The sequence below is a fragment of the Adlercreutzia sp. genome, assembly GCF_056795635.1.
This window is the reverse complement of the sequence record NZ_JBQIIT010000008.1, coordinates 25,534-46,126: the sequence shown is the minus strand read 5'-3', so window position 1 is coordinate 46,126 and position 20,593 is coordinate 25,534. Positions and strand designations below refer to the sequence as shown.

The following is a 20,593-nucleotide window of genomic DNA, read 5'->3' as shown; positions in this document are numbered from 1 at the left end:
TGGGCTGTCTGCGTGGAGGCGCGCCCGAGCACATGGTGCTCGGGCGCGCTCATTGATTAAATGCCTGTTGTAGGCGGCGTGACGAGAAAGGTAATTGTTATGATTGGAAAAGAGATCATTGATTTGATTAGAAATTATTCAACGCCAGATATACTGTCTGCAGGAGTGCTAACTCTGTTGATTGGTCTGGCAGGAAGCACGGTATTTTCATTTATCAAATCTTTTGTTGGAGCTGCTGTATCCGGCTTAGGCGGCATCAAGGGACAAGAGCATATCCAGGCAGTTGTTGCCGATGTCGAAGCCGATGGAGCTCAAAAGCCCCTGTCTGCTCAAGGTCGTGCCAACATCAGAAGGTATTGCTCCAGATATCTTGCTCGCAAGAGCACTGGGCGGTATGTCCCCGTTCTGTTCGAGCAGTTGGCCGTGCTCGTGGCCTGCTTGATAGCGGCGACGATCGTTTTCGGTGCATCATCGCTATACCTAGAATGGCCGTTCATCGGCCTTGTACTTATGTCTCTCGGCGCTTTGTTGGGTATATCGGCGATTGTCCCTTTCGCGCTTCTAGTGACCAACAGCGCCAATATTCCCGAGATGCGCTCGAAGTGGAAGGCCATTGGTGTGCGCAGGGAGGTAAAAAAGGCCTTAGAGAAGACGGAAGACCCAGATTGGTCTTATATTGTGGGTCCGCTAGCCCGAAAGACGGTTAGGATGCTGGTGGAATCGAGCGATCGTTGGTGCCTGGTTCGTGCCGATTCAGAGCGTGGCGCGCTCGGGGTTCGCTTGACGGGTTCTGTCGAGAGCGCGGATCTTCCAGATGCAGAAGAAGACGTTCTCTATCTAGTTTATTCGGACTATGGTCTGAATAGCGCAAAGATGGTGCAAGAACTTCTTGGTAGAGGATACCGGGCCTATAATATAGGCGTGGTCTTCGATGAGCAGGTCCTCTGGCAGCGGTTGGCCATCGAATTGGACTTGCTGGAACAGAGCGGCCTTGTGCCCCCGCGGGTGGGAGGCGCAAGGCCTTAGGGGCGGCCTTCGAGCCCCCTAATTCTGGAAGAAGCTGATGCCGCAGCCTTCGGATTCGGTGCCGAGGCTGTGAACGGGCATCTGGCCGTTGCGGTAGCTCTCGATGAGGCGGCTGAGCGCTATGGTGTGGGCAGGGGTGATGTCCAGGTTGGGCTTCTTGCCGTCCTGGATGGTCTTGGCGAAGACCGAGATCTCGTCGCGGATGCCCTCGCCGTTCAACTGGTAGAAGTAGCGCTTATTGTTGGAGAAGTCCTCGAAGCGAATCTCGAAGTAATCGGTCTTCCACCAGGGGGAGGGAACGTAGATGTAGCCCTTGGTGCCGGCGATGACTAGCTCACCCTCGGACTTCACGCCGCTGCCCACTTCGATGGAGGCACAAGCCCCGGGGTACACGAAATCCACCTTCGTGAACACGTCGGTGCCGTCGGTGCGGCTCATGAGCGACGCAGCGCTCGCGTGGGCGTATTCGGTACCTAGGATCTCGAACACGGGCAGGCAGGCGATGGGCCCCCAGCCGATGAGGCTGCCGGCCGGGCTCGCGAAGGCCTGGCTCGTGCAGGTGGCGCGCACCGACACCGGGGTGCCGATCATGCCGCTCTTCACGTTCAGCGTCAGGCGCGAGAATGCGAGCGCGTAGGCGGTCTTGGCCGCCTCGTGGAACACGAGCTTCCGCTCGGCGGCCAGGGAGAACAGTTCCTCGGCCTCGGCGGCCTCCAGCGCCACGGGCGACTCGCTCAGCACGTCCTTGCCCGCCTCCAGGCCGGCTCGGGCCGTGGTGTAGCGCCGTTCGGGGGCGTTGGCTACGTACAGGGCGTCGCTTGCCTCGATAAGCTCGTCGAGCGAGCCGAACAGCGTCGTCTTGCCCTCCAGGTCGAACTCGTCCCCGTCGGGGAAGGCGCCGACGATATCCACGCCGCTCACGTACTTGCTCTCGTCGATGAACTTAGCGATGTCTCGGGAAGCGCCCACAATGCCCAGGGCGATGTGATGGCCCCTCTCGCGCAACTGGGTGCTGGAGATGCCCTCGGTGCGGTCAAGGTACACCACGTTGCAGTATTCGCCCAGGTAGTCGAAGTGCCCTCGCCAGTCCGACCCGATGGCGAAGATGTCCACATCATAGTTGCGGATGTCGTCGATCTTCTGGCCGTAGTACTCTTCGGGAATCACCTCGTCGGCGATACCTGTGGCCTTCACGGCCTCGATGCGGTCCATCAGCGACTGCTTCACGTTGATCTTGCCGCGGTTCTTATCGAAGTCCGATGAGGTAACGCCCACGATAAGGTAGTCGCCGAGCTCCTTGGCGCGGCGCAGGAGGTTGACGTGTCCGTGGTGCAGCAGGTCGAACGTGCCGTAGGTGATGACTTTCTTCACAGCTGGGTCCTTCGCTTGGGTGCGGTTGGATTGTGAGGGAGGGTGGTGCGGGAGGGGGAGGGACGGTGCGCTCCCTTTCGGGCCGCGCACCGTCCAGGGCGTAGCTCTAGGCGGCGTCCACTTCCAGAAGGGCGTCCACGAACTTCTCCATGGCGGCCTTGGAGCCGGTGGACACGCGCAGGAAATCGGCGAGCATGCCGGAGTTCCACGACTTCACGAGGATGCCGCGGGTCTCGAGGTCGGCCGCCACCTCGGGCGCGGGCCGATGCGTGCGGATGAACACGAAGTTGCCCTCGGAGGGTCGCGCCTCGTAACCACGCTCGGTCAGAGTCTCGATGGTCCAGCTGCGGCCTTCGCGTTCCTTGGCCATGAGCTCGTCGGCGATCTCGGGATGATCGAGGATCTTCTCGCCGAACAGCAGGGCCAGGGCGTTCACGTCAAAGGTGAGTTTGGCGTTCTCCACGTAGTGGATGATGGCCGGGTTGGAGATGATGACGCCGAGGCGGCAGGCGGCCAGGGAGAACAGCTTCGAGAAGGTGCGCATGACGATGACGTTGTCGTAGGTCTGGGTGAGATCGATGAAGGTGTTCTTGTAGAAGTAGTGGTAGGCTTCGTCGATGATGACCACGGCATCGTTGGCCCGGGCTGCCTCGATGGCGGCGATGACGTCCTCGCGGCTGAAAGCATCGCCCACAGGGTTGTTGGGGTTCAGCAGCACGACGATGTCGGTGTTGGGCCCGATGGCATCGATGAGGTTGCCCATGTTGAAGGACAGGTCGTCGTTGTAGGCCACGGGCACGTGGGTAAGACCCAGGATGTTGCAGTTCACCCAGTACATCTCGAAGGATGGTGCCACGGTGACCACCTCGTGGCCCTGGCCGCAGAAGGTCTGCAACAGGTAGCGAATGGCCTGGTCGGTGCCGTTGGTGGCCGTCACGCAATCGCGGGGCACGCCCACATAGGCGGCGTACTTGGTCAGGAAGCGGTTCGGCTCGGGATAGATGGACAGGTACTCCGGCGTTATCTCGGCCTTCACCTCTTCCACGAACCATGCGGGAAGCCCCTCGGGATTCTCGTTCATGTCGTAACGGAGCATGCCGTAGCGCCCCTGGTCGGGGAAAACGCGCTCGGTGTTCTTGATGTGCTCGTCAACGTAAAATGCCATGGGTTGTACTCCTTTGCGATGGTTACGACTGGTAGAACTCGATGAAGGCCTCTTTGTCGCTCAGGCCGAAATTGCGGGGCATGGTGCTGGTGGCGGCGTCTTTGGCCGAGGAGCCGTCGGTCTCTAGGTAGGCGATGCCGGTCTGGGCGCGGTAGAAATCAAGCAGGGTGTCGATGGCGGGGGTGTCGATGCCGACCATGGTGGCGATATCCTTGATGATGGCAACGCCAAAGGGATAGTCCTCGGTGAACATGCGGTCGTTCCAGTTGGGCATGAAGTCGCCCTCGGGGGTAAGGGTCAGGGGCACCTTCACGGCCTCGAAGGCGCGGATGCTCTTGAGCTTGCGGGTCATGGCCTCGGCGTCGGGGGATTCGTAGTACTCTCGCAGCGACACCACCTCGGACAGGTCGAGGGGCTCAAGCTCACGGCAGATGGCCTGCAGCTCGTCGTCGTAGGCCAGAAGGAAGCGCGAAGTGTCGTCGTTCCACTGCTCGTAGAACATGAGCTGCTCGGGGTAGGTGTCGCCCGGCTGGTAGTCTTTGAAGACGCCATAGGCGCCCGAAGTGTGCAGAAGCGGGTTGGAGGGCACCAGCGTGACGGCCAGAAACTCCCTCAGGGCCACCGTGGGAATGTCGAAGAGCTTCTCCATAAGGGCGGCGATCTCCTGCGTCTTCGCCTTGGGCAGGGCCGCCACGTACAGCGTGTCCTTGGCCGAGAGGATGCCGGCGCTGCGCTCGTCCCAGCTGGATCGCGACACGTAGGGCACGCGCTGCAGCCCGAACACGGTGACGCCGCGGGCGATGAGATCTTGGCAGAAGTACTCCACGCCGCCGTAGCCGGGCACGAAGCCGATGGCGCAGCCCTCCTTCACGAAGGGCTCCACGTCGGCCACGAACTGCTGGCGCAGGAAGGCCGGGTAGGTGCACAGGATGAGGTCGGCCTTGCAGGCGCGGGCCATGTCGTCGGTGACTGCGAAGGGCGCCGAGTCGCCCGGCTCGCCCTCGTAGGTATAGGTGAGCGACTCCCGCTCGCGGTGCGGGCGCGTGGTGTACAGCGTCACGGCGTTGTCCCGCGAGAGCACGGCGCAGCAGGCCAGTCCGAGGTTTCCGGCTCCGAAAACGGTAATTTCCACAGTGAGCTCCTTTATCGCCCGAGGGGCGTGTCTCGATGAGAGTTGACCTTACATGATAGACCAAAAGGCCCCCTGCGGGCCGAAAGCGGCCGAGCCTACGGCAAATGAGCAAAATGAAGCCCCGATGCCCTATGCTATTATATGAAGGCTGTGCCCGCGCCGCGGCATGCCCGCGTCGCCCGCGCTCCGTGAAGCGTATTCCCAAGCTGGAGGGACAAGAGTGTCAGAATTTGCCATTTCCGTCGTGATTCCCGTGTACAACGCCGAAGAGTATTTGGGGGAGACCCTGGAATCGGTGGTCGCCCAAACCGTGGGGATGGAGAACATCCAGGTCGTTCTCGTGGACGACGGTTCTACTGACGGCAGCGCCGCCGTGTGCCGCGCATTCCAAGAACGCTTCCCGGCAAACGTCGTGTTCCACCAGCAGCCCAACAGCGGGGTGTCGTCGGCTCGCAATGCCGGCCTGGACCGCGCGTGCGGCCGCATCGTCACCTGCCTGGACAGCGACGACCAGTGGTCGTGCGAGTCGTTCGCCCATGCCCTGGAGTTCTTCGACAACCAGGAGAACAATGTGGACGTGCTCGTCGGCGAGCTCACCTTGTTCGAGGGGGAAGATCACACCCATCCGCTGGCCTACCGCTTCCCCAAGGACAAGGACTCCATCGTGCGTCTGGGCGACCGCCCCTGCGATATCCAGAGCACCATCGGCAACTGTTTCTTTTTGCGCAAGGCCATCGGGGACATCCGCTTCGACGAGGATTTGACTACCTCGGAGGACACGCTGTTCGTGAACCGGGTCATTCTGCACAAATGCGCCTACGGGGTGACTCCCTTCTGCTCGTATCTGTACCGCAAGCGACAGGACGGCTCGTCGCTCAGCCAGGTCATCACCTATGCCAAGCACATGCAGAATCTGGAGGTGTGCCGCCGCATGCTCGCCGCATCGCGCGAGGCGCGCGGTCGCGTGCTGCCCTTCGCCCAGGCCGTGGCCCTCTACATCATCGGCTGGCAGTTGCTTGGAAAGGCCAGCGACGCCTTCACGGCTGAGGAGGGCGAGGCGTGGGCAGCCGCTGTGCGCGAAATCGTGGTGCAGGCCGATGAAGGCGTCATCGCCGCGGCGCGCTGGCTCACCCGCGAGAAGAAGCTTGTGCTGTACCGTCTGAAGTACGGCGTGGGCGTATTCGAGGATCTGGTGTGGGTCGATCGCGACCGCGGTCTTTTGGACGGCATGCAGCTCGTCAGCATGAACGCGAAAGCTCCGTGCTATCTCTACGAGGTCGCTCCTGCGGGCGACGTGCTCCATATCGAGGGCACCACCGATATCGATATCCTGGGCATGCCCTTCGAGCTATTCGTGCGGGACGAGAAGAGCGACGAGTGCTTTGCGGCCCGGGTGTCCCCGTATCCCACCGACGACCGGCGCATGCTGGACAAGCAGGCGGTCTGTGCGGGTATGCGCTTCACCTTCGATGTGCCGCTGGAACCCGAGCGCTCCTACTCGTTCCGCGTTCGGTTCTGCGGCCGCGCCCAGGAGGTCATCCTCACGCCCCATTACGGGAACTTCGCATTGTTCAGCCAATCCATGAAGCGGGACTACCATCGATTCGGCGACGTTATGGTGAAGCACATCGGCAAGCAGTTGCGCACTTATCGGGCCACGCTGCCCATGGCCGTTGCCTCGGAGCTTCGCCGATGGGCCGAGATTCTGCGCTCGAAGAAGGGGACGGCGCCGCTGCGCCTGCAATACGTGTGGCTGCGCCTGTGCTACCGCGCTCACCGTGCCCTGTTCAAGAAGCCTATCTGGATCTTCGGCGACAAGGAGTGGAAGGCCGGGGACAACGCCGAGAACGTGTACCGCTACGCCATGAAGCAGTCCGGCTACCGCGATGCGAAGATGTATTTCGCCTTGGAGAAGTCGAGCGCCGACTACGCCTCGGTGGCGGCCTACGGCAAGGTGGTCGATCCGTCCACGTTCCGCTACAAGCTGCTGTTCCTCCTGTCGTCGGTGGTGGTGTCGTCCCGGGCAGAGGAAGCCATGGTGAACCCCTACGGGCCCGAGCTCGTGTTCGTGAAGGACCTGATGGATTACGATTTCGTTTACCTGACCCACGGCACGCTCTTCGGGGATTTGGCTTTCATGCTGGGCAAGCCGGCCAAGAAGATCAAGCTGTTCTCGGTGAGCACCCAGATGGAACGCCGGGCGCTTCTGGGCGAGGCCTACGGTTACGAAGAGGGCGAGGTGGCCCTCATGGGCATGGCCCGCTACGATGCTTACGGGAACGCCCAAACGCAGAAGAAGATCGCGTTTCTGCCCACGTGGCGCTCGAACATTGCCGGCAAGATCATTCCCGGTACGAGCACCCGCGAGTACGTGCACCACTTCAAGTCCACGGACTTCTGGAAGTTCTACAACGCCCTCATCAACGACGAGCGCCTGTTGGCGGCTATGGAGCGCTGCGGCTACACGGCGGAGTTCTACGTGCACCCGGCCTTCGAGAAGCAGGCCGGTGACTTCACGGGCAACGCCCTGGTCACAGTGGGGGAGGGGTCGGCCGACTACGAGCGCGTGCTGAGTGAGTCGGCCCTCATGGTGACCGATTATTCCGGTGTAGGCTTCGACTTTGGCTACCAGCGCAAGCCCGTGGTGTACAGCCAGTACGATTCGGTGTTCAGCGGCGGCCACACCTACGGCGAGGACAGCTACTTCGACTACGACACCGACGGCTTCGGCCCGGTGACCCGTACCCTCGACGACACGGTGGATGCCATCATCCGCTATATGGAGAGCGACTGCGCCTTGGAGCCGGAGTACCAGAAGCGGGCCGATGCCATGTTCGGCTTCTCAGACTACCAGAGCAGCAAGCGCATCTTCGACGCTGCGGCCTCCCTGTCCGCTCGTCGCCGCGCTGACGGTCGCGCTCGTTAGGCGGCGCATTCGGAGTGCGTGCTCTCATGGGGAGCGGTGGGTGCTGCTTCCCGAGGCAGGCAGCAACCAAGCGGCCGGAATCGGATGCTTCGTTAAGGCTTGTGGTCTCGGAGTGTGCCCGATGTGTCGATGTGGGCAAGATCGCGGAAGTTCGGTTCTAGCTGAAGGCGCTTCGCTACAATCATATTCCTTGCCCGGAATTGCGCCGGGCTCTCGCGCGACGGCCTCGGCCGCTGCCTGCGATTGCCGTTGAGAATAGCGGAGGGCGACCCTCCGCCGCCGTGAAAGGATTGCCCTTTGAAGCGTCTTATCGCCGTTGTTCTGGCGATTGCCCTGATCTGCGTGCCCATTGCCATGGGCGCCCCGGCATCTTCGTCGGCCCTCGAGAAGAAGATCGCCGACGCTCCCTATCAGATTTGGCCCGCGAAGGCCCGCTCGAATTCTCCCGATTATGTGCGCGCCGCCATCAAGCAGCGCAATGCGCAAGGCGACAATTGCAAGGTAGTTCTCGGTACCTCGGAGTTTCGCTGGGTGTACCCGGACACCGTTTCCTCGCATCCCGCCAACTTCTTCGGAAACAACAACTACGGCATGGACACCTTCCTTTTGGGACAGCCCTACTGCCAGGATCTGTGGCACGCCATCGAAGTGGGCGCACTCTCCGAGGACATCCCCGATGACAAGGTGGTCTTCTTCTGCGGTATTACCTGGTTTATGGACTATCAGAACCCGGCCAAGTGCTTCCGCCTTTCTTTCTCGCCCGAGGCCTATGCCGATCTCATGGCGAATCCCAAGGTGACCGACGAGACCAAGGCGAAGATCCAGGAGAAGATGATCGCCTACGGCGTGGAAGAGGCCGAGGTTTACGGCGGCGAGGCCAAGAGTGAGAATCTCGTCGAGCGCATCAACAGCGGTATCCAGGAGTTCTTTGATGACTCGAAGAACTGGGACGCTGTGCTTTCCGACGAGGAGGACGATTGGAACGCGCCAGAGCGCGAGCTGAATCGGAGCCGTCCGGTACCCGAGGGTCGCACGGCTGGTCAGGCCCAAGCTCCCGATTGGGACGCATGGCTGGCCCAGGAGAAAGCCGAGGGGGCTGATCAGACGTCCAGCAACGAGATGGGCATCTACAACAGCTGGTACGAGAACGGCGGCTACGACAGCTGGCGCGACGGATGGGACGAGTGGCTCACATTTACCGACGAGCCTTACCAGGAGACGGAGTTCGAGGACTTCGAGCTGTTCCTCGATGTGTGCGAGGAGACGGGCATCGAGCCGTTGGTGGTGCTCATGCCCTTGAAGGGCGCCATGATCGACCAGACCGATTACACTCCCGAGGTGCGCGCCCTGTGGTACGACCGCATGAAGGCCATCTGCGAGAAACGGGGCGTGGCCTATGTGGATTACTCGCCCTATGAATATGATCCCTATTTCCTCTACGATATGGCCCATTTCGGTTGGACCGGCTGGGTGCAGGTGAACCGGGACATTTACGAGTTCTTTATGGGGAAGGAGGGTCAGAAGTGAGGAAGCTGGCCGACAAGATCGCAGAGATCTTCTTCAGCGATACGTGGGCGGGGGCCCTTCTGTGGTTCGTTGCGGCTGCCGCTCTGCTGGCGCTACTCGTGTGGTTTCTCGTTTATTCGGGGTTCGGCGAGCCGGCCGCTCCAGTGTACGAGAACTTCTAGGGAATCACCCGTGCCCATGAGGTGTGGTGGGGCGATGGCTCCGATGCGTGGCCGTAGAGAGAAAAGCCGCCCGTGGGCGGCGGGAAGGTGAGTGGACGTGAGCAGGTTTTTGGAAGTGCTGGTGAAGGAGGCGGCGGCCCATCCTGATCGCCTCGCATTTCTCAATTCGCGCACGGGGGGGGGTAGCTCCCATCGTCTGACCTACGGCGAGCTGGATGCGTGGTCGGATGCCCTAGCGGCGTATCTGGCTGACACGGCCCCCGCGGGAAAGCCCGTGGTGATTTACGGGCACAAGTCGCCGCTCATGCTTGTATGCTTCATCGCCGCAGCCAAGGCGGGGCTCACCTATGCCCCCGTGGACATAGCCTATCCGGCTGACCGAGTGAACGACATCTTGGCCCAGATCGATCATCCCCTCGTCATCTCCCTGGCAGACGAGGGCTTTGCTGGCGATGAGTCCCTAGCCGCCTCAGTCGTGGGAGCCGAGGCGGTGCAGACGGCCATCGCCGCGGGCCGTTCGATGGGTCGGGAGCGCTGGATCGATGGCGATACGCCCTTCTACCTGCTGTTCACCTCCGGTTCTACGGGGCGTCCCAAGGGTGTGCAGATGCCCTCCCGTTGCGTAGATGCCTTCATGGATTACTTCACCGGCCTGTTCCCGGTTCGGGAAGACGGCGTGAGCTTCAACCGCGTGCCCTACACTTTCGACGTGAGCCTCTTCGACATCATCGCGGGGCTCGCCCGGGGCTACACCTTGTTCGCCTTGGAAAGTGAGGACGAGCAATCCATGCGGGCCGCCTTCGACGCCCTGGCCGCCAGCGGTCTGACGACGTGGATCTCCACACCCTCCTTCATCGAGATGTGCCTGGCCGACCCCGCCTTCAACGAGGAGTTGCTGCCGCGGCTCGACAACGTCATCCTCTGCGGCGAGGTGTTCCGCAATGCCACGGCCCTGAAGCTTATCGAGCGCTTTCCGTCTGCCCGCATCTTGAACACCTACGGTCCCACCGAGACCCAGGCTGTCACCGATATCGTCGTCGACGAGGTCCTGGCAACGGAAGAGAACCCGCTGCCGGTCGGGTATCTGGGTGGCGCCATGGCCGCCATCGTGCGCGATCCGGAGACAGGCGCGGTGCTGCCGTGCGGGGAAGTGGGGGAGATCTACCTCGCCGGTGACACGGTGTCGGCCGGCTATTGGGCGCGCCCTGATCTGACCGAGGCGGTCTTTTCCGAGATCGAGGGAGAGGACGGCGCGCCGGTGCGCTGCTATAAGACCGGCGACAAGGGCTATCTCGATGGGGAGGGTCGCCTCTTCTGCCTCGGCCGCCTCGATTTCCAGGTGAAGCTCAACGGGTTCCGGGTGGAGTTGGCCGATGTGGAACAGGCCCTCGTGCGCGTGCCTGCGGTGGGGGAGGCCGTGGTGCTGGCCGCCGAGCGGGATGGAAAGGTGAGCCATCTGGTGGCTCACGTGCGCCTTGCCGACCCGGCGGTGCCGGGCGACTTCGCCACGTCCCGGTCCATCAAGGCCGCCCTCAAGGAGTTGGTTCCCGAGTACATGGTGCCCAAGAAGATCGTCTACCACGATGAGTTCGCCCTGAACGTCAACGGCAAGATCGATCGCAAGGCCTTGGCGTAGGGCGGCCGCGTACCATGAATTTCTATATCGACCCCGCTTTCTACGTCTTTCTCGCCGTGGCCATCGTGCCGGCGGCGGTGCTCGGCTTTTCGGGCCACCGCATCAAGTACTATGGCCTGGCGGCGTCCCTCGCATTCCTGCTGCTCTTGTTCGGCGAGAACGTGGAGGGCATGCTCGCCTTCGCGGCCTTCCTTGCCATTGCCTGCGCCGCCACGTTCTGGGAACTTGCCAGCTGGAAGAGCGGGCAGAAGGCCCTGTGGAAGTTCCGCTGCGCCCTCGTTGCGGTCATTGCCCCGCTGGTGGTTTACAAGATCGGCGCCGTGTTCGACCATAACCTCATGGGCTTTCTCGGCATATCCTATATCACTTTCAAGGCCGTGCAGGTTATCATCGAGATTCGCGATGACCTTATCGAGGATATGAACTTCGCCGACTACCTCTACTTCCTCGTGTTCTTCACGCCGTTCACCTCTGGCCCCATCGATCGCAGCCGGCGCTTTGCCGAGGACGCGAATCGCACCTACACCGCCTCGGAGTACGCCGATCTGCTGGCCCGGGGCATCATGCTGTTGCTCGTGGGCGCGGTGTACCAGAAAGTGCTCGGCACCGTGTTTCACCACTACTTCACGCCGGCGCCTTTGGGCGATGGGCCCTGGTGGACCGAGCTCGGCGCCCAGGTGAAAGATGCCTACATGTACGGCTTCTACCTGTTCTTCGATTTCGCTGGCTACTCGCTCATGGCCATGGGGGCAAGCTACTGCTTCGGCATCAAGACGCCGCGCAATTTCCGCGCGCCCTTCCTGGCCACCGACGTGCGCGATTTCTGGGACCGGTGGCATATGACACTGTCCACCTGGTTGCGGGATTTTGTGTTCATGCGGGCGGTGAAGTCAGCCACGCGGCGGAAGCTGTTCAAGGATCGTCTGCACACAGCTTGCGCCGGCTATATGGCGAATTTTCTGCTCATGGGCGCATGGCATGGATTGACAGTGGATTACCTGGTCTATGGCGCCTACTACGGCGTGCTCATGGGCGCCACCGACGTCTATCAGAAGAAGTCCGCCTTCCATAAGCGGCACAAGAAGGAGAACTGGTACAAGGTCGTTCAATGGTTTGTTACCATTAACGTGGTCATGCTGGGCATGGCCATCTTTTCCGGACAGATGCACACCGTTGTAGGAGGTTTGATCCATGGCTGAGAATTCCGTTGAAGAGCGCATGCTCGAGCTGATCGAGGAGATCTGCGACGATGATGTTATCCGCGAGGAGCGGGACGTGGACCTGTTCGAGGAGGGCCTGCTGGATTCCATGGCCGCCATCGAGCTGCTTGTGGCCATCGAGACGGAGTTCGGTGTGACCATTGCGCCCACGGCAGTGGAGCGCGAGGAGATGAACACGGTGAACAAGATCATCTACCAGGTGCAGATTCGCTACGACGCCCAATAGCCTCGCCCGGGGCGCTTCGCGGCCCCGGGCGAGCAGCTCGCGCAGCTGTTCGGTGCGATTTGGGAGATCGAACCCCTTCAGTTCCACAGCGGGGGAGCCTCCTTGTTTTCGGCAGAATCTCTGCGTCGCGCGACGCAGATTACGGTATCATCCCTATGCGATTGTACCGTGAACATTTGAAACAAGGAGCGCTCGGTGGTTTTCTCGAGTACGATTTTCCTCTTCGCGTTCTTCCCGCTGTTCTTGGCGGTGTATTTCGCCATGCCCTGGCGGGCAGCACGCAATGTGGCGCTGTTGGTGTTCTCCCTGGTATTCTATGCTTGGGGAGAGCCGGTGTACGTGTGGCTCATGGTGGGTTCCATCCTTATGAACTGGGCTCTGGCTCTCTGTATTTCTCGGGCCGGTCTGCGCAGCGGCCCTTGGCGCAAGCTGTTTCTCGGTTTGGCCGTGGTGGCGAATCTGGCCATCCTCGGCTTCTGGAAGTACCAGGGCTTTCTCGCGCAGAACATCAACGCCGTCTTGGGCGAGGAGTTTCTGGCCGATCTGCAGCTGGCCCTGCCCATCGGCATCTCGTTTTTCACCTTGCAGGCGCTCACCTACATCGTGGACGTGTACCGCGGCGAAGTGAAGGTGCAGAAGAACCCCCTGTACCTGGGCATGTATATTGCCATGTTTCCGCAGCTGGTGGCCGGGCCCATCGTGCGTTACTCCGATATTGAATACGAGATCGACCATCGCCGCGCCACTCTGGCCGGCTTTGCCCAGGGACTGCGCCTGTTCTGTGTGGGCCTGGGCAAGAAGGTGCTCTTGGCCAATACGGCCGGCGTGCTCGCCGACTCGCTGCTCGCCCAAGATGCCGCCACGATCGGCTTCATCGGTTGCTTCTCGGGCGTGGCGGCCTACACCTTCCAGATCTACTTCGACTTCTCGGGCTATTCAGATATGGCCATCGGCATGGGCAAGATGATGGGCTTCGATTATCCGCGCAACTTCAACTACCCCTACACCGCTCGGTCGGCCACAGAGTTCTGGCGCCGCTGGCACATGACCCTGGGCGGCTTCTTCCGCGACTATGTGTACATCCCCCTCGGCGGCAACCGCGTGTCGGTTCCGCGCTTCATCGTGAACACCATGATCGTGTGGGGGCTCACGGGCATCTGGCATGGGGCGGCTTGGAACTTCGTGCTGTGGGGCCTGTATTGGGGCATACTCATCCTGCTGGAGAAGTTCTTCATCATGAGGCTGCTCGACCGCCTGCCCGGCTTCGTGAGCCACATCTGGTGTGCGGTGCTGTTCTTCTTCGGCTGGCTCCTATTCGCCGTGACGGGGCTCTCCAACGTGGCCGAGTGGACGGCGGCCCTCTTCGGTGCCTACGGTTGGCTCGGCACCTCCACCCTGTGGGAGCTCCAGTCGTGGAGCTATGTGTCCCTCGTTCCCATTTTCATCGTGGGGTCGCTGCCCTGGGCGCCCTATCTGCGCAAGAAGCTGGAGGCCTGGGCCGAGGGCGATAGTCACCGCTCCATCGTGGCGGCGCCGGCCAAGGGCAACTCCGCCGTGCCTCCCTGCCAAGCCCTCTGCGAGGGCGTCGTCGTGGCGCCGGGTCGCGCCCGCGTGCTCGCGGCGGTGAATGCCCTGGTGGACGTGGCGCTTGTGGCCGTGTTCGTGCTGTCGGCCATGGCGATCGTCTCTAGCTCCTACAACCCGTTCATCTACTTCCAGTTCTAAGGAGTGTCGTGAAGGCAAGGAACATCCTGCTCTCGGGCGTGCTCTGCCTGCTCTTCTGCGGGCCGGCCCTGATCGGATTAGCCTCATGGGGGGGGGTAGCACTTCCCTCGTGGCTCACCGCTGCTGATGCCGCTTACCTGTCCGGCGGCCTAACCGAGGCCGATCCGGCGGCTCATTTCAGCGTCGAGGGCTTTGCTTCCGGCGAGTTCCAGGAGGCGGCCGAAGATGCCGTGGGCAACTGCGTCCCTCTGAAGGCCACGGCGCTTCTGGCGAATGCCGCGGTGCAGCGCAGCGCCATCGAGGCTTCCAACATCTTATTCGGATGGGAGTGCTATCCGACCTTCTACGGCTCGTCGATTGTGAAGATGCCGAGCGAGGGGCGTCTGCTGGAAACGGCGGAGAAGGCCACGGATAGCGTGCGCGATGCCATCGGTCGCGTGCGCGATGGCCTGGATGCTTTTGGCAAGCGCCATCCCGACCAACGGGTCTTTGTCTATCTCGGCCCCGACTCCATGAACGTCGAAGGCTCGCCGACGGCTAAGCTCGTTTCCAATGCCCTTACCTACGAGGGTACTGAGAACCTCTTCGAGGAGCATGACGGTGCCTTCGAGTGGATTGGGGGCAATGTTACCTTCGATGAATTCACCCGGGGCTGGAACAAAGTTGACCATCACTGGAACATCTTGGGCGCCTTCCAAGCCTACGAGCGTATGGCCGGCGCCCTCGGCTTCGGGGACGATACGCTCGCTCCGAAGGACCTGGTGACCTATGACGATCCTCCCTTCCGCGGGACGTTCGCCCGCCGCGGTCTGGAGACTGCCTATGAGGACCATATCCTGGACTATGAGTTCGCCGATTTCCCGAAGTTCTCGGTGACTATCGACGGCGCTGAGGGCTCAATGGATTCCCTCGTGCACCATAAGAATTACGAGTGGGGCACCTGGGGGCCCAACGCCTTTACGAGTCGCTATGCCGAGTACTACCACACCGACTACGGCCTGATCACCCTTGTGAACGAAGAGGCCGATACCGATCGCAACCTGCTCATTGTCGCCGACTCCTATTCGAATTGCATGGAGCGTCTCTTGGCTGCCCACTATCGAACGACCTATGTGCTCGATCCGCGCCATGATCGCGAGACGCTCGACGAGTTCCTCGCCGATCACGAGGGCGTCTCCGACATCATTTTCATCATGCGCAGTCCGAATTTGCTCGCCCAGGCAACAGAGCAGGCGCTCGCTCCCGCGTCGGCCCAGGGATAGGGGGATGCCATGAACATCGTCTTGAAGGCGAAAGAGGACGTGGAGCAGTTCTTTTCCGGGGATGGTGCGACGCTGATCGGTACGGCACCGGATATGGCGGGCTCTCAAATTGTGGTGACGGAAAAGGCGCAGCAAGGAGGCTGCGTGCTCTGTTGCGGCGAAGGGGTCGTGCTGACGAGTACGAAACTCACGTTCGCCGGTCCGGGTGCCGTGGTTTTCATCGCCGGAGGCAACAGCGGCCTTCGCCTTGACGCCGCCGTGCACGGGGGTTGCACCTTCGCCATCGGATCGGACACCTATACCAATGGCCCGCTGCACCTGATCGTATCCGAGCGACGCAGCGTGCTCATCGGCGATCGCGGTCTCATCTCCTTCGATGTGTGGATTCGCACGGCCGATCCGCATCTGGTATACCGCGCCGAGGACGGACGGCGCATCAACCCCAGCCGCGATGTGGTGATCGGCGATCACGTGTGGCTCGGGCAGTCGGCCATGGTGCTGAAGGGCACCACCATCGGTTCGGGCAGCATTGTGGGCGGCGGGGCCGTGGTGGCGGGCAAGACCATCGCCTCCAACACGAGCTGGGCCGGTAATCCGGCGCGACAGATCGGTCGTGGCGTGTTCTTCGATGGTGCCTGTGTGCACGGGTGGACTCCGGAGCAGACGGAGCGCTCCCAGGTGTGCAAAGATCGGAGGTGGGTCTACGCCGGGGCGCCTGGGCGGGATGATTCGGGCTTGGTGCGCTTGGCCGATCGCTTGGCCGAGACGGCAGACTCCCGCGAGCGGCTTGCGCTGATTCAAGAAACCTATGGTGCCTCGGAGAAGAATCGCTTTGCCATTGCCGAGGCCACGGCCCCGGCATCGGAGCCCTCCCTGGCGCGGCGGGCACTGCGTGCCGTGAGGCGCAAGATCGGACGTTCCTAAAATCCTGACGGAGGCCAGCGCTTTGGGGTACAATAAAACGATATTGTCCACTGAGCACCCTGGTGCACGATCGAAGCGAGATTATGACAGATACGGTATGGGAACGCGCCCGGGGCGCGGTGGGGGCATGGGGCCGTGGCGGATCTGAGGGCCGGCCGGTGGGGCCGTGCCTTGCGGCGGCCTTCGGACTGACCCTGCTCGTGGTCGGGCTGCTCGTGCTGAACGACGACTATCGGGGCCCCGATGACGATCTGGGCATCTCCCTGGCCCTCTCGGGGCTGTATCCCGATGGCGGTCAGTGCCTGTTCACCAATGCGGTGCTCAATGGCATCATCTACCAGTTGAACATGGCCATTCCCGAGCTCAACTGGTTTCTCGTCATCGAGCGCGCGGCCGTTGCCGTGGCGTTCTTCGCCCTGAGCTACCTGCTGCTGCGCCATGTTCCCCTGGGTCCTGCCCTCGTGTGCCTGGGATTCATTGCCTATTTCATCATGCCCAAGTGCACCCTGGGCAGCAACTTCACCGTGGTGGCCGCCCTCTGCGTGATGGCCGGCGAGGTCTGCTTCTGCGTCGGCATTGCCCGGCGGAAGCTCTCGCCCTGTGCCGCGGGCACTGTTCTGGTCGTGCTCGGTTTCATGTGGCGGGCCCTCGTGCTGCTTCTGTCCGCACCGTTTCTGGCCCTGGCCTTCGCGGGACTGTTGCTGCGCTGCGGCCGCGGGCACCGGTCTGAGCTGCGACGCCTGCTGGTGTGGGCCCTTGCCAGCGCCGCCGTGGTGGGGCTGGCCGTGGGCGGGGCGTTGGCCTATGATCGAGCGGTGTGGAGCGACCCCCATTGGGCGCCTTGGCAGGAGTACAACGACGCGCGCTACAGCTTGGTGGATTATCCCACGCGGGACTACGAGGCCATGAAAGACGAACTGGCCGCCATCGGCGTCTCGGAGAGCGACTACTGGCTCATGCGGAACTGGATCACCGCCGATCCCGACTATATCACCGCCGAGCGGCTGGGGGCCGTTTCCTCCATCGCCCGCGAGCCGGCCGCTGATCGCAGCTTCGTTTCCTCGGTCGTGGCCGAAGGCCGCCATTTGGTGAAGTCTCCGCTGCTGACGGTGTCTCTGGCCTTTCTGGTCGTTACCGTGCTGCTGCTGGGGCGTCGGCGCGTGTTGGCGGTGACGGCGCTCTCCTTGGTCGGTGCCTTTGCCGCTTGCGTGCTGTTCCGCTATACGGGCCGCCTTCCGGCCCGCGTGGAGTACGCTGTGTGGCTGTTCTCGCTCTTGCCCTGCGCCGTTATTCTGTTGCGTGGCTCGCTGCCCGCCCCGACGGGCGAGCGGCCACTGCCCCAGGGCCGCGTCACGGCCTCGGTTGCCCTCGGTGTGCTCTTCGCGGTGCTCTGCGCGGTGGGGCTCGGGGTGAAGTGGGGGCCGGCCTTCAATGTCGAGCGCATTGACCAGTTCGCCAAGGAGAGCGCCTTTGTGGAGGACAACGCGCTGATCAACCGCTTCTCCGAACCTGGGGTGGTCTATGTGTGGGATACCACCACCTTCACCCAGGTGGAGAAGGAACTCAAGTACCGCCATCTACCGCCGAAGAAGCTCATGGATTCGGCGGTGTTCGCGGGAGGTTGGACCCAGGGCTCGCCTTTGGTTCGGGCTCATACCGAGGACCTGGGGGTTCCCAATCCCCTGAGGGCCCTCGTAGACCGGCCGGATACCTATTTCGTTACGCGACGGAAGCAGGCTATCGAGCAGATCACGAGCTACCTGCACGAGCATTACGACGATCGCGCGACGGCCGCGATCATAGACGAGGTTCCCTTGAAAGAGAAGGGCTCCGACCCTCTTCTTGTGGTACGATTCAGCACAGATACGCCAACCGACGGCAAGGAACGAGGTTAACGTGAAAGGCATTATTCTGGCAGGCGGCTCCGGCACGCGCCTGTACCCGCTGACGAAGGTCACGTCGAAGCAGCTGCTGCCCGTGTACGACAAGCCCATGGTGTACTACCCGCTGTCCATCCTCATGTTGGCGGGCATTCGCGACATCCTGCTCATCTCAACGCCGGCCGATCTGCCCAATTTCCAGGAGCTGCTCAAGGACGGCTCGTCGTTCGGCGTGAACATGTCCTATGCCGTGCAGCCCTCGCCGGACGGTTTGGCCCAGGCCCTCATCATCGGTGAGGAGTTCCTCGATGGCGATGGCTGCGCCCTCATTCTGGGCGATAACATCTTCTACGGCGGCGGCCTGTCGGGGCTGCTGCGCCAGGCCGCCGCGCGGGAGTGCGGCGCCACGGTGTTCGGCTACTACGTGGACGATCCGGAGCGCTTCGGCGTGGTGGAGTTCGACGAGGCCGGTCGCGCGCTATCCATCGAGGAGAAGCCGGATCACCCGAAGTCGAACTACGCCGTCACGGGCCTGTACTTCTACGATAGCCGGGCGGTGGAGTTCGCCAAGAGCGTGGTGCCCTCCGACCGCGGCGAGCTGGAGATCACCGATGTGAACCGCATGTACCTGGAGGACGGCAGCCTGGAAGTGAAGGTACTGCACCGCGGTTCGGCCTGGCTCGACACGGGCACCATCCCGAGCCTGTACAAGGCCTCCGAATTCGTGAAGGCCGTGGAGGACAACCAGGGCCTTCAGATCGCATCCCTGGAGGAGATCGCCTACAACAACGGCTGGATCACCCGCGAGGTGCTTCTGGACGCGGCCGAACGCCACGGCAAGACCGCCTACGGCCAGCATCTGTTCCGCGTGGCCGAGAACCGCATCCTCCTCGGCGGGGCGGCCCTTTCGGAATAGGCTGAGGTTCAAAAAAGAAGAGCCCGCGCTTGAGTCATCAGGCGCGGGCTCTTTTCTGTGTATCGACTCAGCCTACTGCTTGGGGAACACCTTTGTGCCCTGGCTGTTGCGCCACCCATAGATAAACGCCGTAGCCACGAGCATGGCGGCGGCGATGAGGCAGCACACGGCACCGGCGGCAATGCCCAGGCCCTGCATGACGAACATGGGCAGGAAGGTGACGAGGGCGATATCGATGAACGACACGAAGATCCAGGCGAATCCGGAGTCCTCCAGGGCGGAAGTGCGGAACTCGGGATCGACGACGCGGAGCAGGAGCACGGCGATGCTCATGACGCCCGTGGACCAGCCCCAGATGAAGATGCCGCGCTCCACCCAGTGGTCGGAGAAGAGATGGCGCGAGATGATGAAGAAGTACAGTGCCACGAGCACGAAGCCGAGAATGCACAGGACGAGGATGATGGCCCAGTACTGCATCACGACATTGATGTTGATGGTGGCCACGCCGAAGGCAACGAGGTAGTCGGTGGCGCAGCTGCCGATGCGGGACACCACGCGGGTGTCCACGTAGCTATCGAGCTTGATAAGCTTCAGCAGGGCGAACAAGATGACGCCCACCACCAGGGCGATGCCGTAGACGGGGACCGACACTTGGGGGAACAGGATCTTCAGCCCCTCGTTGATGAGATAGGCACCGCCCACGGCGACCATTACCAGGGCGAGGTGCCAGGCCAGAGGATCGATGGACATGGGGTTTACGGTGTTCTCGCCCATGGGGGTGCGATCCTTCTCGGGAACCAGGCCGACGCGCACCTCCTCGGGCATATCCTTCACCTTGCGAATCTCGGTGGTCCAACCGCGGTTGGCGCAATAATTGATGGCGATAATGCCGCTGATGATGCCGCCGAGCAACCCGAAGGTGGCGAAGGTTTGGCCCACGGTGGTTGCCTCGGCCCAGCCCCCCTCCTCGAACACCGAGCCGATGGCGGCGGCCGTGCCGTGGCCGCCCACAAAGCCGCCGGGCATGAAGATGGGGAACCACGCGGTCACGCCCTGGAACACCGTTGCGATGAGAATGCCGCCGAGCACGAGGGCCACGCCGTATTGCAGGATCTCCGCGGCTCCGTTGAGCATGAAGGTATCGCCCACTCGGCGGAACATATCCTTAAAGCTGCCCTCGCTGCGCCGGCCCAAATACATGGTGGCGAACAGCACGGCGATGAGGATACCGGCATAGCTCGAGGCTTGGGAGCTGAGCGGCACCCAGTTCAGGCAGAAGGGGCCGAGAATGATGCCGATGAAGCCGGCGATGAGCGCCGAGGGGATGAACAGGTTCTGCAGGAGCGGAACGTGGGTTCGGATGATCTTTCCGAGGACGAGCAGCGCTGACATGATACACACGTCAAATGTCAGATCAAGGGCCGAGAATTCCATAAACCACCTCTCACGTTGTCTCCAAAACGCATGGGGAGAGCCTGGTCTCCCCATGCGATGTG

General features: G+C 62.1%; 16 protein-coding genes. 12 read left to right on the top strand and 4 right to left on the bottom strand.

The genetic code is table 11. From position 1 onward, the window contains the following. The first annotated feature begins 99 nt into the window (after positions 1-99). On the top strand, positions 100-1,026 hold the full coding sequence (locus ACTOXK_RS06665; protein ID WP_482276678.1) for a hypothetical protein: 927 nt from the start codon (positions 100-102) through the stop codon (positions 1,024-1,026). 18 nt (positions 1,027-1,044) lie between these two features. On the opposite strand, the gene ACTOXK_RS06660 is transcribed toward ACTOXK_RS06665, so the two are convergent. The 3 genes from ACTOXK_RS06660 to ACTOXK_RS06650 all read right to left on the bottom strand — a co-directional run bounded on the left by ACTOXK_RS06660 (position 1,045) and on the right by ACTOXK_RS06650 (position 4,694). Beyond that, positions 1,045-2,397 (bottom strand): adenylyltransferase/cytidyltransferase family protein, encoded by a 1,353-nt coding sequence (locus tag ACTOXK_RS06660; protein ID WP_482276679.1) that lies wholly within the window; start codon positions 2,395-2,397, stop codon positions 1,045-1,047. 106 nt (positions 2,398-2,503) lie between these two features. Further along, the gene (locus tag ACTOXK_RS06655; protein WP_482276680.1) at positions 2,504-3,562 is read right to left on the bottom strand and encodes a pyridoxal phosphate-dependent aminotransferase; all 1,059 of its coding nucleotides are present in this window, start codon (positions 3,560-3,562) and stop codon (positions 2,504-2,506) included. A gap of 22 nt (positions 3,563-3,584) precedes the next feature. Further along, complete coding sequence (locus ACTOXK_RS06650) at positions 3,585-4,694, bottom strand: NAD/NADP octopine/nopaline dehydrogenase family protein (protein ID WP_482276681.1); 1,110 nt, start codon at positions 4,692-4,694, stop codon at positions 3,585-3,587. A 220-nt stretch (positions 4,695-4,914) separates the two neighbouring features. Between ACTOXK_RS06650 and ACTOXK_RS06645 the strand changes: the two genes are divergently transcribed. From ACTOXK_RS06645 to rfbA, 11 genes are all read left to right on the top strand, one after another. After that, complete coding sequence (locus ACTOXK_RS06645; protein WP_482276682.1) at positions 4,915-7,620, top strand: bifunctional glycosyltransferase/CDP-glycerol:glycerophosphate glycerophosphotransferase; 2,706 nt, start codon at positions 4,915-4,917, stop codon at positions 7,618-7,620. Between the two features lie 297 nt (positions 7,621-7,917). Next, the gene (dltD, locus tag ACTOXK_RS06640; RefSeq protein ID WP_482276683.1) at positions 7,918-9,147 is read left to right on the top strand and encodes a D-alanyl-lipoteichoic acid biosynthesis protein DltD; all 1,230 of its coding nucleotides are present in this window, start codon (positions 7,918-7,920) and stop codon (positions 9,145-9,147) included. Beyond that, the gene (locus tag ACTOXK_RS06635) at positions 9,144-9,308 is read left to right on the top strand and encodes a hypothetical protein (protein WP_482276684.1); all 165 of its coding nucleotides are present in this window, start codon (positions 9,144-9,146) and stop codon (positions 9,306-9,308) included. The genes dltD and ACTOXK_RS06635 overlap by 4 nt, the downstream gene beginning before the upstream one ends. 97 nt (positions 9,309-9,405) lie before the next feature. Then, positions 9,406-10,944, top strand: a complete 1,539-nt coding sequence (locus ACTOXK_RS06630; protein ID WP_482276685.1) for an amino acid adenylation domain-containing protein — start codon at positions 9,406-9,408, stop codon at positions 10,942-10,944. 14 nt (positions 10,945-10,958) lie between these two features. Then, entirely contained in the window at positions 10,959-12,143 is a 1,185-nt protein-coding gene (gene dltB, locus ACTOXK_RS06625; protein WP_482276686.1) for a D-alanyl-lipoteichoic acid biosynthesis protein DltB, read from the top strand. Beyond that, a complete protein-coding gene (gene dltC / locus ACTOXK_RS06620; protein WP_482279880.1) occupies positions 12,136-12,390 on the top strand; it encodes a D-alanine--poly(phosphoribitol) ligase subunit DltC in 255 nt (84 codons plus the stop codon). Before dltB ends, dltC begins: the two co-directional genes overlap by 8 nt. Before the next feature lie 195 nt (positions 12,391-12,585). Then, the gene (locus ACTOXK_RS06615; RefSeq protein ID WP_482276688.1) at positions 12,586-14,115 is read left to right on the top strand and encodes an MBOAT family O-acyltransferase; all 1,530 of its coding nucleotides are present in this window, start codon (positions 12,586-12,588) and stop codon (positions 14,113-14,115) included. An 8-nt stretch (positions 14,116-14,123) separates the two neighbouring features. Beyond that, positions 14,124-15,377: a hypothetical protein gene (locus ACTOXK_RS06610; RefSeq protein ID WP_482276689.1), complete on the top strand. Its 1,254-nt coding sequence runs from the start codon at positions 14,124-14,126 to the stop codon at positions 15,375-15,377. A gap of 9 nt (positions 15,378-15,386) precedes the next feature. Further along, positions 15,387-16,301, top strand: a complete 915-nt coding sequence (locus ACTOXK_RS06605; RefSeq protein WP_482276691.1) for an acyltransferase — start codon at positions 15,387-15,389, stop codon at positions 16,299-16,301. Between the two features lie 83 nt (positions 16,302-16,384). Next, the gene (locus ACTOXK_RS06600; protein ID WP_482276692.1) at positions 16,385-18,196 is read left to right on the top strand and encodes a hypothetical protein; all 1,812 of its coding nucleotides are present in this window, start codon (positions 16,385-16,387) and stop codon (positions 18,194-18,196) included. 1 nt (position 18,197) lies between these two features. After that, positions 18,198-19,097 carry a glucose-1-phosphate thymidylyltransferase RfbA gene (gene rfbA / locus ACTOXK_RS06595; protein ID WP_482276693.1) on the top strand — a complete coding sequence of 300 codons (900 nt, stop codon included), beginning with the start codon at positions 18,198-18,200 and terminating at the stop codon, positions 19,095-19,097. Positions 19,098-19,169: 72 nt separating this feature from the next. Here the strand turns inward: rfbA and ACTOXK_RS06590 are convergent, their stop codons facing one another. Next, positions 19,170-20,531: a sodium/glutamate symporter gene (locus ACTOXK_RS06590; RefSeq protein ID WP_482276695.1), complete on the bottom strand. Its 1,362-nt coding sequence runs from the start codon at positions 20,529-20,531 to the stop codon at positions 19,170-19,172. Between the last annotated feature and the right edge of the window lie 62 nt (positions 20,532-20,593).

Coding starts and splice junctions, on each gene's coding strand:
- ACTOXK_RS06655 (WP_482276680.1), bottom strand. CDS start 3,562: ATGGCATTTTACGTTGACGAGCACATCAAGAACACCGAGCGCGTTTTC.
- dltC (WP_482279880.1), top strand. CDS start 12,136: ATGGCTGAGAATTCCGTTGAAGAGCGCATGCTCGAGCTGATCGAGGAG.
- dltB (WP_482276686.1), top strand. CDS start 10,959: ATGAATTTCTATATCGACCCCGCTTTCTACGTCTTTCTCGCCGTGGCC.
- ACTOXK_RS06590 (WP_482276695.1), bottom strand. CDS start 20,531: ATGGAATTCTCGGCCCTTGATCTGACATTTGACGTGTGTATCATGTCA.
- ACTOXK_RS06665 (WP_482276678.1), top strand. CDS start 100: ATGATTGGAAAAGAGATCATTGATTTGATTAGAAATTATTCAACGCCA.
- ACTOXK_RS06600 (WP_482276692.1), top strand. CDS start 16,385: ATGACAGATACGGTATGGGAACGCGCCCGGGGCGCGGTGGGGGCATGG.
- ACTOXK_RS06605 (WP_482276691.1), top strand. CDS start 15,387: ATGAACATCGTCTTGAAGGCGAAAGAGGACGTGGAGCAGTTCTTTTCC.